Here is a 12946-nt window from a genome sequence, read left to right as displayed (position 1 = left end):
CAAGCATTCTTTAAGTTACAAAATAACCCATCGGCCGCGGCCACCGACAAACCTTCCAAGCCTGATGATATTGATTCTCAGTGCGCGGCAGTCATGAGAGTACTTTCATAATGGCAGATGTAGCTTCCTTAGCTGTTGGGCTTCATATCAATGCAGCCAATTTCAGGACTCAACTACAAGAGTCATTTAATACCGCTGAAACTCGGTCAAATACGTTTAACCGCAGGGCTCAGAATGAAGCCAAAAAGACGGAAGCTGCGTACAAGGGGGTTACAGCTTCCGTTCTAGGCTTGGGTGTTCGCTTGGCCGGTCTGGCTGGTATGGGGTTATCGTTCGGTAGCATTATCAATACGACACGGAAATATGGTCAGGCATTGTCTGACCTTTACGCAATTACAGGGGTGACAACAGAGCGATTGGCAGCATTCAACAATGCAGCCAAGGAAATGTCACGGACTACCAAGTATGGAGTGACTGAAGCAGTTGAGGCTCTAAATTTAATGGCGGCGTCCAAACCGGAGTTGGTTAAAACTGCAGGTAGTTTGGAGTCAGTCACAAAGAGTGCGTTAACATTAGCACAGGCATCCGGGATGGATTTGAACAGCGCGGTGAATGCTGTTTCTTTGTCGCTAAATCAATTCGGTGCCAGCGCCAGTGAGGCCGATCGTTTTATTAATGTGCTAGCTGCTGGTTCGCGGGCGGGGCGTTCTGATATTGATAGCACTACGCAGGCAATTAAAAATAGCGGCGTAGCTGCCTCGCAGTCAAAGATACCCTTTGAGCAACTTAACGCTGCTATCCAAACGCTTTCTGAAAGCGGTATCAAAGGTAGTAAAGCTGGTACCGATTTCAGTAAAGTTTTATTGCGGCTTGAGCGGTCTACTGATGCTAGCTTAAAGCCCTCTGTTGTTGGTTTGGATGTCGCTCTAGATAATCTAGCTAAAAAGAATCTGTCCACGACTCAAGCTATGAAGCTGTTCGGTATTCAGAATGTGACTACCGCCTCTATCCTTGTGAATAATCGTGCGCGATTATCTGAGTTAAAGAACGAATTAACCGGTACCAACACAGCATATGAGCAAGCCGCCACCCGAATTAATAACCTTAATGGTGATATTACTGGGTTGTCCGGCGCGTTCGAAGGTGCTGCGATTGCTATCGGAAATTCAGCAAATGGGCCACTGAGGAAGGGTGTTCAGTCCGCAACGAGTGCCATAAATTATTTAAGTGATAATTTTAGTGCCGTATCAGATATTGCTCTTTATACCTTAGTACCGATCCTTGCTAATAAATTGACTGCTGGATTGAGAACAAGTGCTACTGCATGGATCTCTAATGAAGCTGCTATGAAGAAGGCGGCTGTGCAACAGGTCGCAACAGCTAATGCAACAATAGCCTCTTCCCAAGCTACTCGGGCTCAGGCCATAGCTCAAAATCAATGGATGGCGACTCAATCTGTCATTAATCGCCAGAATGGGCTTGCAGTCAGTTACCAGGCGGCTTACGCAAGAAATGCTAGGCTTATCACCGAAGCTACAATAGCCGAGACCGCTGCAAAACGGCAGCTTGCTGCTGCTAATACTCAGTTATCAATAACATCAAGGGCGGCCGCGGCTTCGGGTGGGCTTATGCGTGGTGCGCTGGGCTTTCTCGGCGGGCCAATGGGGATCGCCGTGATGGCCGCTGCTGGATTAGCCATGTTTGCCGCAAGTGCAATTTCAGCCAAAAATCCAACAGATGACTTTTCTGCAAGTGTAAGGCAGTTAACTTCTGATTTAAGAACTCTTCAGTTAGATGAAGTTAACAAAAAAATTGCAAAAGGTAATGAGCTTCTAGGGGATGCTCGAAACCGTTGGAAGGCTTTAGATTTTGCAAAAAATAATGGTGGTGATGTTCCTAAGTTTGCGACTGATAAAGTCGATTCAGATATGTCTCAACTCACATCAGATCTCGACCGATTAGAAAAAAGAAAGGAGGAAATAAATAATCAACCAACAATTAAACCTGATTTTAGTGGAGTTGGCGCAGGTTCCGCATTTGATGGCAATAGTGACTCCGGCGGTAAGACGAAATTAGATAAATTCCAAAAATTTAGAGTTGAAATGGAAATATCTAATGCCAGCAGTCTCCAGAAAATAGACCTCCAAGAGCAGGAGGCTAAACAAAAGCTACTGGAATTGGCGAAAAAGCATAATGCTTCTCAGGCTGAGGTCGAGGGGTTATCAATTGAGATAACAAGCAAATATGCAAAAGATCGGCTGAAACTCGCCGATCAATATGCGCCGGGTAAACTGCTTTCTCAACAAACTTCTGATACCAATAATATTTTAAAAGAACTATATAGCAGGGACTTATTAAATACTCAGGAGTATTACAGAGCAAAACAAAATTTATATGTTGAAAGTACCCGCCAGAGAATTGAAGCGTCATCTGCTGCCGCTGTTGATCCGATGGACCGCTTACGGGCAGATGTGGATCCGACTGTAGCCATTCAAAATGAATATACACAGAAGATGGCCCTGCTTGAAGCTTACCGCCAAGAGGAGGTTATTAGGGCTGAGGGGCATGCTCAAAAAATCACTGATATTGAAAAGCGATACGGTGAATTAAGAGTTAAAGCTGAGTTAGACCGAACGCAAAAGCTAGAGCAATCCAGCGCCCAAGTGGCACAGACTATGTTTAGCGTTACCACTCAATTTGCGTCACTAACGGCTGATGTTATGCAAAATGCCGGGCAAGAAAACACAACAGCTATGAAAGTATTGCTTGCTGTCCAAAAAGCCTTAGCAATTCCATCAATTATTGTCCAAACGCAAGTCGCCGCTGCTGCAGCCCGGGCGCATGGCTCTATGCTGGGTGGGTACCTTAGCGGGGAAACTGCTGCCAAAATGGTTGAAATGCAAGGGGCAATATCTGTCGGGATTGTTGCAGGGCAGGCGCTATCAGGGATGGCTCACGATGGTATTGATAACGTTCCCAAGGAAGGTACGTGGCTACTGGATCGCGGTGAGCGCGTTGTCGATAGTCGGACAAATGAAGATTTGAAGAGTTATCTAAAGAATCAAAATGCCAGTAATTCTAAATCTGGGGTAGTTAGTGGCACTCAGTTTGTTATTGATGCGCCTACTTACATTGAGGCTAGTCAGGCGGGAGCATCCGGTATTAGTCAGGATGATGCGAAACAATTTAGCGTGATGATGAAATCAATGATTACTGAGGCGTTCAATCGCGAAATGAGACCTGGTGGAATACTTAATAAAAGAGGGTGATATATATGGAAACTTTTCACTGGGTGCCTCGTCCGGGCATGTCAATTAAGGCGGAGCCCAATGTTAAAGTGGTAAAGTTTGGTGATGGTTATGAGCAACGGCAACCGGCTGGTATTAATAATAAGTTGGATAAGTATTCTGTAACTTTCAGAATTCCAAGACGTGAATGGGCGTTTGTTTCTAAATTCCTTAGCGATCATGGTGCGGTTACTGCTTTTTGGTGGACCCCTCCATCGTCATTTGTGCCAATCAAGGTTGTATGCAGGAAGTGGCCTTCATCATTTCAACATACATATGTTGACATTAGCTGCGAATTTGAGGAAGTTATGGCCTAATTGTTCAGCCTCAAGGGATGAAAATGCAAAAAGCTATATTAATAATATCCGGTATTATATTGGCGGTAGGCTTAGGAATGTGGTTTTCTGATGACTTTAATTATTTTATAAAGTCTAACGTCCGGCTTGTGAAGCAAGATCCAGCACAACTTTGTGTTGATTATGAAAAACAGAATTTTGCCTCCCCTAAATCCGTTAAATATTATAACTCATACAGGGCAAGTAACTCTGAGGTTATAGTAACTGTTTTAGCTAAAAATCCGATGGGTGTTGAAGTGCAATCGACCATCAAGTGTTATCTCGATGATGGTAAATTTGATAAGACTACCCATTTTTCTAAAACCATAAATGATAAGTATAAATAATATTTATTTATGCGCCTACAACCCGCTTCGGCGGGTTTTTTATTGCCAAAATTCCAGAGGTTTTATGCAAGATATCCCCGTAGAGACGTTACTCGAAACAGCAAAGCCGGCGCAGGATGTTTTAATCGAGTTATTCGAGCTTGATTTAACCCATATCGGCGGCGATCTGTTCCGATTTCATGATGGCATGAATGAGATGCATACCGCCATTATCTGGCAGGGCCATACCTATGAGCCTTACCCTATGAAGGCCCAAGGTTTTGAGCATAACGGGCAGGGAACCAGTAACCGGCCAACATTAACGGCTGCAAATCTTACCGGCCTGATTACCGGATTAAGCCAAGATTTTGACGATTTAGTCGGTGCTATCGTCACTCGCCGCCAGATGTACAGTAAGTTTCTTGACGCTGATAACTTTATCGAAGGTAACACGAAGGCTGACCCAACACAGGAATTAGTTGCGCGTTATGTCGTCGAACGGATGACGGCTTTAGAGGCTGATTTTGCGACGTTTGAATTAGCGTTACCGTGTGAAAGTGACGGCGCTCAGTTACCGGCCAGAATAATCATTGCTGATACCTGTAACTGGATTTACCGCAGTTCTGAATGTAGTTATACAGGCGGCCCGGTCGCTGATGAATTTGATAAACCGACGTCAGATTCTAAGTGTGATAAGTGCGGTAAACGGTTAGCGTCTTGTAAATTGCGCTTTGGCGCTAATAATCCCTTGCCGTTCGGCGGCTTCCCGTCAGCGGCTAAAATGTCCCGATAATAATCTGAGGTTTAATATGAAAATTGAATTAGTGGTCGATGGTAATGCCGTCTCCGCGGTATCGAGTGATGATATTGATAGTACCCGCGTACTGGGCTTTACTGCTGAGGTACATAAGCAACTGCATGCAGTTAAATTAGTTAGCGATGCTGAGAGACTCGAAAGATCAAAACATAAATACCCAGAATGGGCAGCGGCCGGCTGCCCGTAATTTCTATTTAGGTCGATCGGTAAAGCTAGATTTGAATTTGTTAGATCCCGGCTTTATCTGATTCTTCTTGAATTTATCTAACACCACCTTCTTTAATGCATCGGGATCGTCCGATTCCCCAATCAGAATATCCAGAACAGTTAATAACATTGCATGATTAGCAGAGGCGCAATCGTGAGCCTCATCTAATGCATGCTGTGTAGCGCGTGGATCTAGTGACGACATAACATCTCCTTCTGGTTAAGTGAACTTTCAACCTTACCAAACTTCAATAGGTTAAAAATCGATCATGATCGACAAACAGATATTGGCCCACGCTGCAGAGTGTGCGCCTCAGGAGTCGTGTGGCTTTGTGATAGATACCGGTACCGGTCAGCACTATATGCCGTGTCAGAATATTGCCGATCGGCCTACTGAATACTTTGAGATATCCCCCGATGACTGGCTACGTGCTCAGACTGCCGGCGAGGTTGTCGCGCTGGTTCATAGTCATCCGGATGGGTTACCGGTTCTTAGTGAATGTGACCGCGCTGGTCAGCGCCGTACCGCTTTACCTTGGTGGTTGGTTTGCGGCACAGAAATATACCGGTTCAATAACGTTCCGCCGCTACTTGGTCGCCAGTTCGAGCATGGTGTGCTTGATTGTTTAACGCTTCTGCGTGATGCCTATCACCTTGCTGGCATTAATCTACCCGATTATTCGCGTGAAGATGAATGGTGGAAAAAAGGCCAAGATCTGTATTTAGATCTGTTAGGGCCAAACGGGTTTTATAAAGTTACTGATGCGCAACCGGGGGATGTAATCCTTATTTGCCTTGGTAGTGAAAAGGCCAATCATGCTGCTATTTATTGCGGCGATCAGTATGTCCTGCATCACTGCTCGCAGCGGCTAAGCAAGCGAGATATCTATAGCGGGTTTTGGTTCAATTACACTCACTCAATCTGGAGGTATAGACAATGGCCACAGTACGGTTTTACGGCGATCTGCAACGATATGGCCGCAAGTTCAAGCTTGATGTACTAACGGCGGGTGAGGCACTTCATGCGCTCATGCTGCAAATACCGGGATTACGGCAGCACATTCAAGGTGATTTTTACCGTGTCCGTATCGCGGGTAACGATATTAGTGAGGAAAGCGTTCAATTGGGAATGTCATCTATCCTTCGCGCCGGTGATGTTATTCATATTATTCCACGGGCGGTCGGCGCTGGCGGGGCGTTTCAAGCGATTGCGGGCGGCATATTGGTGGTGGCCGGTATAGTTGTTGGTGTGATGGCTGGCTGGACGGGTATCGGTGCATCTATCGGTGTCGCGATGATCGGTGCGGGTGTTGGTATGATGATGGGCGGTATTGCCATGATGCTGACGAAAACCCCAAAAACGAATACAGATAGCGGTTCAACGAATAATAACACTTCATTTTCCAATCTTGATAACACAGTCGCGCAAGGGCAGCCGTTACCGTTAGCTTATGGACGGATGATGATCGGCTCTAAAGTTCTGTCTCAGGGGCTTAGTACGCAATAATCAATCATTAACCCGCTTCGGCGGGTTTTGTATTTATAAGGGTCAGGTATGGGTAAGGGTGGCGGTAGTTCACATACTCCGAAAGAAGCGCCAGACAATCTCAAGTCTAAACAGGTTTTGTCCATTATTGATATGCTTTGCGAAGGTCAGATAGAGGGGCCGGTCAATGGGTTGCAGGGCGTTTATTTAAATAAAACGCCAGTGCAGTCTGAAGATGGCACTAATAACTTCACTGGGGTTAACTTGCAATGGACGGCGGGCACTCAATCTCAGGATTACTTATCGGGCTTTCCGTCGTCTGAAAATGAGATATCCGTATCCAGTGAGATAAAACAAAAGACGCCGATCGTCAGGACCATCACTGATGTTGATACGGATCGGGTTCGAGTGACGGTCGGTGTATCTGCGCTGTATGAGACGACAGATAAGGGTGATATGAATGGCAGTAGCGTGCAAATGCTCGTTCAAATTGGCAGTGGCGCTAACTGGACAACGGTAGAGACAATCACGATCGCCGGCAAAACTCGTAGCCAGTATCTCCGTAGTGTCATTATTGCCAATTTACCTGCGAGACCGTTCAATATCAGAGTGGTACGAGTCACTGACGACAGTACATCTGCGCAACTCGAAAATAAAACACTCTGGTCCAGCTATACCGAAATTGTGGACACAAAGCTCACGTATCCGAATACCGCTGTTGTTGGGCTTACATTTGACTCAGAGCAGTTTAATGGAGTACCAGGCCGGCAATATCTCATCGATGGGCTGATTGTGAAAATACCGTCAAATTATGATCCGCGTAATCGGACATACTCCGGGATGTGGGATGGTACCTTTAAACTCGGCTGGACGAATAACCCGGCTTGGGTTTTCTACGATTTAGTGATGAACACCCGTTACGGCCTTGGCAAACGTATCGGCTCGTTCGGCTGTGATAAGTGGGCGCTCTATATGATTGCTCAGTATTGCGATCAACTGGTTGATGATGGGTTTGGTGGTAAAGAGCCGCGCATGACTTGCAACGCCTATATTACTGACCAGCGCCAAGCCTACGATGTTCTTAATGATCTGTGCTCTGTCTTTCGTGCTATGCCTGTCTGGGACGGGTTACAGATGACCTGTATCATGGACCGGCCAACTGACCCGATTTGGCGATACAGCAATGCCAACGTGGTTGAAGGTAAGTTTTCCTATTCAGCCAGCGCTCAAAAGGCCCGGCATACCGCTATTCATGTTCGCTATATCGATCCAGAGAACGGGTGGGATACTGCTACAGAGTACGTTGCTGATGATACGCTCATAGCGCGTTACGGACTTAACGTCTCGCAAGTTGATGCTTTTGGTTGTACCTCTCGCGGACAGGCTCACCGGGTTGGAAAATGGATTTTAGAGACAGAACGGTTAGAAAAGCAGACAGTAACCTTTACTGTTGGTCGCGAGGGATTAAAGCATCTACCAGGCGACATTATTGAGATTGCAGATAATAATTATGCCGGTGCGCGGATTGGTGGTCGCATTAAGTCAGTTGGAGATGGGCAGCGGATTACACTTGATCGTGAGGTTGTTATTAATGACAACGAACAGGCATTTTTGGGCTATATCGATCGCGAAGGTAAACCGCAGCGGGTTCAAGTATTCTCGCATCCAGAGCCTGATGTTTTGGTGCTGGGCAAATCCATTGAAGGGCTAGAAGATTTCGGCATGTGGACGCTTTCAACAGCGACAATCAAGCCGCGATTATTCCGGGCATTGGGTATCACCGAGGACGAAGGCCAATATACAATCGTTGCATTGCAGCATGTGCCAGAGAAAGAGGCTGTAGTTGATAACGGGGCAATATTCGAGCCGGATACTAACACCCTCTTTAGCGGCAAGATCCCCCCGGTTGAACATTTACAGGTAACCGCAGAACCGGATTCTGATGTATTCCAAATCCGTATGACGTGGGACACTCCGCGCGTTATGAGTGGATTATCATTTGAGATTAAGCTACTCAGAGAGGGCGCTTTGCACCGCCGCGAAACGGTCAGTGATACTGAATTCTTATGTGGCAACCTGCCGATGGGTAATTACTCAGTAACGATCAGGGGAAAAAATCCCGCCGGCCAGTTGGGTACCGAAACAACCGCCGTCTTTGAGATTGGGCCGCCGTCGCTTCCTGATTCCTTGTTAATTACTGTAGGCAACTTTAGCGTAACGATTAAGCCAGTAGTGACCAAACCGACCAGCTTAGGCACTCAGTACGAATTCTACAAGGGGATGAGTGAGGCGGAGGTTAGAGCACAAAATAACTCTTTGGGCCGAGCTACAGTTCTAAATGATATCAACTGTGTACCTGATACTGAATATTGGTATGGCATACAAGCGGTGAATGGTGTTGGCAGGTCGGCATTACTGGTCGAAAAGGTTAAAACCAAACTGAAGCCTGAGGATATTCTGGACCTGATAGGCCCAGAAATTCCCAAGCTGGATTGGGTAAAAGACCTTCTTGATGAAGTTGAGGAAAATACGTCCAACGTTATTCTGCTTTCTGACCGAGCCGCACTGGTAGTGAATAAGGACAATCGCATATCAGGTGTGACCGTGACTGCTGGCGACGAAGCCAGTGCGGTAGACTTTTTAGCTGATTTTGTTTCGTTTACCGATCCTGACTCGCTGGAGCGTAATCTTTACTGGGATAATACCCGTAAAACACTGGTGCTAAAGGGTGAGATACAGCTGCTTGACGGTACCAGCATTTCTGCAAAGAACGATCTAGGTGATGGGGCTGGTGGAATTTTCAGAATTCAGACAGCGGCAGGGGTATTTCCCGAAAGCACAGAGATAGTTAATTCTTTATTCAAATCCACATTCAATACCGATCCGGGGATCGATACTGTTTTAACTCTTTATTCCGTGAATGCAGCAGGGAAAATCGACAATATCAGTTCTCGAATGTATGACGGCAGGACTTGGGTAACACCTAAGCTATTCATGGATGGAGACTTAGTCGCAGCAGGGACAATAAAAGGTGATCGGTTGGTTGCCGGTGCCAGTATTTCTGCACCTGTAATTAATGGCGGAACTGTTAATGCGGCTGCGTTTAATGGTGGATCAATAAATATCAACAATAAGTTTATTGTGAATAGTGTCGGTGAGGTGCAGATGATAAATGGTAATGGCCGTGTCGGTGCTCAATTAAATAAATATGGCTTTGCAGTCTATGACGACTCCGGTATTGCTCGTGTAAAAATGGGAGATTTATGGAATCTATAATTAGAGTCTTTATCGTTATATTTTTATTATCAGCTTGTTCAACTCATCCAGATTATACAGAACCGCGAGAGGTTGAGTGTATTGCTCGTTATGAAACAACGATGATGGCAATCCGGCAGGCGGAAGAATTAAAGGTAACGGCCTTAAAAGTGAATCATGTCGGTAAATTATATTTATTTGTACCGAATACTTTAAATATCACATGGGCTGGCAGTCGTTGGAAGTCACCTGAATATTTCAAAGAAATTAAATGTATTAATTCCGCTGATACTGATTTTATTCATTCTCACAGATAAACCCTTCTTCATCTAAAGGTCAACTATGGCTATTAAAATTTCCGGCATTCTGAAAGATGGGATGGGACGACCTATTCCCAAATGTACAATTGAGCTGTTATGTAAGAAAACTTCATTAACCGTTGTTGTCGAAACTGAGGCCCGCATAGGCCTTGATAATACTGGTTCATATAATATGCAAGTTGAACCTGGTAAATATGATGTTTCATTATATATAGTCGGCTTTCCACCTAAGCGAGTTGGTGAAATTCAGGTCTATTTAGATTCCCGCCCCGGAACGTTAAACGATTTTCTAACGATACCGGGCGAAAGTGACTTAACGCCGGAACTGGTAGCAATATTCCAGCAGTTGCGAAATGAAGCACAGCAGGCAGCGAACGAAGCCAAGGCCAATAAAGAGCTGGCGGATAGTATTCTGACGGATGTTGTTACTGTTCAGATGGACGTAAACGAAAAGCAGCAACAAGTTAATACTGACATGATTGAAGCTGGTAAGTTTAAAGTGAGCGCCGCGGCTTCTGCAAAAACAGCAAGTGAATCATCAATAAGCACTGCGGTTGATGTAGTGACAGTTACGGCATTAAAAACTGCGGCGGAACAAGCAGCAAGTAGCGCTGCGATTTCTAATGACTCAGTAATCGAAAACGCCGAAAAAGCAGAGGCGGCTGCGGTCAGTGCTGAAGCCTCAAAAGTTTCTGCTAGTGCTGATGCTGTGCGCTCTGACGCTGCTAGAGTGATTTCAGAAGGCATACAAACTGATTTAACGCATAAATATAATCAAGTTGTTTCTGATACTGCTGCAGTATTAGAAGCAAAAACAACCGCAGTTAATGCGGCGAATTCTGCAAAAGCAGATGCTGCATTAACGTCACAAGATCGGACCGTAGTAAGTGCAGATAAGCAGACTGTAGCGAATGATAAAATACAATCTCAAACATCTGCAGCGACCGCTACTGAGAAATCTAGCATAGCTGTAACTGAGGCTAATAGGGCAAAGGTCGAAGCGGATAGAGCCGCGGAAGCAATGAGTGGCAAGCAAGATAAATCACAGTTGCTCACTTCAATGTCTGGACTGACGACAGCAGCAAATCAGCTTATTTATTCAAATGGAGTAAATACTGTTACGACTACATCATTAACGGCGTTAGGGCGCTTGATTGTTGCCGCCGCAAATGCTGCTGGGGCTCGTACAACAATAGGTGCGGCAGAGGATGCAAAAGTATTAAAGATAGAAAATAATTTATCTGATTTGAACAATACAGATGAAGCTGTAAAAAATCTTAAATTAGATGTTGAACTTGCTAGCAAAGTTAACATCGGGCTAAATGGAACACTCCCGCGTTATGGTCGTGGAATTCCTGGTAATAATTTTAACAATGCTCTAATTGGCTGGTGTTTCGTTGGGGGTATTTTTAGTAATGCTCCCTCAACAGGTAGCATCTACGGATCGGTACTAACATATCTTGATAAAGGAACATTAGATTATACATCTCCACCTGCGGTCGGTATTGATACTGAATGGTGGCACCAAATATTTATAAATACTGATAATCGTATTTATATGCGCCAGAGAATAAATACTGGGGGGTGGTCGCAATGGTACGAATTATATTCATCTAGAAATACAGCTATTGACGCTAATGGCTTCATTAAAAAAGCATCCCCGATAGTGAAATTATTCAGCAATGGCTTCTGTGAGCTAAATGAAGAGTCGTCTGGAGTAACAACAGAGCGACTATCAGAAGGCATATACCGTCTATCAGGCTCGTTAATGGGTTTTCATTCTGATGGCGCATGGGATATTGAAGTACCAAACGATGATAATAAACAGCCGCTAATTTGGGTTAATACGACAGTTGAAGCCAATGGCGACATCATCGTTAAGACATATCACCGCACTCATCCGAATGCGCCCCGGTTCGCTCAAAATACTATTGAAGGCTATAACGATGGTGACCCGATAGATATCCCATCAGGGCGCTGGATTGATCTGCGGGTACAGGTTTACACGGAAGAATTACAAACGCCCACCTAACTCTTGCCAAATTACAGACGCAAAAAAGCCCTGTTGTGAGACAGGGCGCTAAACTTAGCGAGATGAATTCTTAAATCCTTACAATGACAAAGCGATTATACCGTACCGGGTATAGTTTGATAGCTGGTAGATTTACCGGGGCATTCTATTTACGACATCCATTCCTCTGACTCTTCAAACATCTGCTCAATGATTTTGTTCACTGCGGCAGACTGATCTTTAGAACCGCCCGTAACACTGACACTAGTGGCTGATGAGAAACGAACTCGGATACCGGTACCTGGGTACTTTTTCAGCAATCGCTTTTGTAGCTCAAGCTCAACGACAGTTAATTCGTTATTTGGGAATTGCTTCTGATTTCGTTTATCGATAGTGATTTCTACACGCATGATGAACCTCCATTGATTACATTACTGTTTGTTTATACAGTAATGTAATTTCTGGTTCAACAAAAAATAAGTATGGACGTTTCTTACTCTTTTGTTTTCTTTCAAGGTGATACTAAAGTCTGTAATATATAGACCTGTGCAATAGGTGCTAAATGTTAATATTTATTTGTGTCCATGGACATGTCCATTAAGTGATTTTTAAAATTTTAATAAGAGAAATTGAAATTGAATATCAATGAATTAAACTCATCACCCATTATTGTTGCTCTGGATTTTGATAACCAACGCTCGGCCCTTGAACTGGCCGATCAGATAGAGCCAAAAGATTGTCGCTTAAAAATTGGCAAAGAGATGTTTTCTCTTTGCGGGCCTGAACTGGTGCGTGAGCTACACAATCGTGGGTTTGACGTTTTCCTTGATTTAAAGTTTCATGATATTCCCAATACTGTGGCGAAGAGCGTTGCCGCTGCGGCTGAGCTGGGCGTTTGGATG

The 12946-nt window shown here is 44.8% G+C and carries 13 protein-coding genes; 11 read left to right on the top strand and 2 right to left on the bottom strand.

Annotated features, from left to right (window positions below; all coding sequences use genetic code 11):
- Positions 1–110 precede the first annotated feature (110 nt).
- From YWE_RS27785 to YWE_RS0118295, 5 genes are all read left to right on the top strand, one after another.
- The gene (locus YWE_RS27785; protein WP_051323431.1) at positions 111–3269 is read left to right on the top strand and encodes a phage tail tape measure protein; all 3159 of its coding nucleotides are present in this window, start codon (positions 111–113) and stop codon (positions 3267–3269) included.
- 5 nt (positions 3270–3274) lie between these two features.
- A complete protein-coding gene (locus YWE_RS0118310; protein WP_029095839.1) occupies positions 3275–3604 on the top strand; it encodes a phage tail protein in 330 nt (109 codons plus the stop codon).
- Positions 3605–3627: 23 nt separating this feature from the next.
- A complete protein-coding gene (locus YWE_RS0118305) occupies positions 3628–3969 on the top strand; it encodes a hypothetical protein (protein WP_029095838.1) in 342 nt (113 codons plus the stop codon).
- 64 nt (positions 3970–4033) lie between these two features.
- Positions 4034–4741, top strand: a complete 708-nt coding sequence (locus tag YWE_RS0118300; protein WP_029095837.1) for a phage minor tail protein L — start codon at positions 4034–4036, stop codon at positions 4739–4741.
- 16 nt (positions 4742–4757) lie between these two features.
- Positions 4758–4952, top strand: a complete 195-nt coding sequence (locus tag YWE_RS0118295; RefSeq protein ID WP_029095836.1) for a hypothetical protein — start codon at positions 4758–4760, stop codon at positions 4950–4952.
- A 3-nt stretch (positions 4953–4955) separates the two neighbouring features.
- Here the strand turns inward: YWE_RS0118295 and YWE_RS0118290 are convergent, their stop codons facing one another.
- Positions 4956–5177, bottom strand: a complete 222-nt coding sequence (locus tag YWE_RS0118290; protein ID WP_029095835.1) for a hypothetical protein — start codon at positions 5175–5177, stop codon at positions 4956–4958.
- A gap of 64 nt (positions 5178–5241) precedes the next feature.
- On the opposite strand from YWE_RS0118290, the gene YWE_RS0118285 reads away from it, so the two are divergent.
- The 5 genes from YWE_RS0118285 to YWE_RS29130 are packed head-to-tail and all read left to right on the top strand — an operon-like array spanning position 5242 to position 12065.
- On the top strand, positions 5242–5976 hold the full coding sequence (locus YWE_RS0118285) for a C40 family peptidase (RefSeq protein WP_029095834.1): 735 nt from the start codon (positions 5242–5244) through the stop codon (positions 5974–5976).
- On the top strand, positions 5910–6479 hold the full coding sequence (locus tag YWE_RS27780; protein WP_071605895.1) for a tail assembly protein: 570 nt from the start codon (positions 5910–5912) through the stop codon (positions 6477–6479). The genes YWE_RS0118285 and YWE_RS27780 overlap by 67 nt, the downstream gene beginning before the upstream one ends.
- 48 nt (positions 6480–6527) lie before the next feature.
- Positions 6528–9734 (top strand): TipJ family phage tail tip protein, encoded by a 3207-nt coding sequence (locus tag YWE_RS0118275; protein ID WP_029095833.1) that lies wholly within the window; start codon positions 6528–6530, stop codon positions 9732–9734.
- Positions 9722–10030 carry a hypothetical protein gene (locus tag YWE_RS0118270; protein WP_029095832.1) on the top strand — a complete coding sequence of 103 codons (309 nt, stop codon included), beginning with the start codon at positions 9722–9724 and terminating at the stop codon, positions 10028–10030. Before YWE_RS0118275 ends, YWE_RS0118270 begins: the two co-directional genes overlap by 13 nt.
- Before the next feature lie 25 nt (positions 10031–10055).
- Positions 10056–12065 carry a phage tail fiber protein gene (locus YWE_RS29130; RefSeq protein ID WP_029095831.1) on the top strand — a complete coding sequence of 670 codons (2010 nt, stop codon included), beginning with the start codon at positions 10056–10058 and terminating at the stop codon, positions 12063–12065.
- 149 nt (positions 12066–12214) lie between these two features.
- On the opposite strand, the gene YWE_RS0118260 is transcribed toward YWE_RS29130, so the two are convergent.
- Positions 12215–12454 (bottom strand): DinI-like family protein, encoded by a 240-nt coding sequence (locus YWE_RS0118260; protein ID WP_029095830.1) that lies wholly within the window; start codon positions 12452–12454, stop codon positions 12215–12217.
- Between the two features lie 219 nt (positions 12455–12673).
- Here YWE_RS0118260 and YWE_RS0118255 point away from each other — a divergent pair.
- Positions 12674–12946: orotidine 5'-phosphate decarboxylase / HUMPS family protein (locus YWE_RS0118255; RefSeq protein WP_036016490.1), on the top strand; the 273-nt coding region annotated here is incomplete at its 3' end.

It is taken from the genome of Budvicia aquatica DSM 5075 = ATCC 35567 (assembly GCF_000427805.1).
GTDB classification, from domain to species: domain Bacteria; phylum Pseudomonadota; class Gammaproteobacteria; order Enterobacterales; family Enterobacteriaceae; genus Budvicia; species Budvicia aquatica.
Note: the sequence above shows the minus strand (reverse complement) of the source record. Positions and strands in the feature narration are given on the sequence as shown.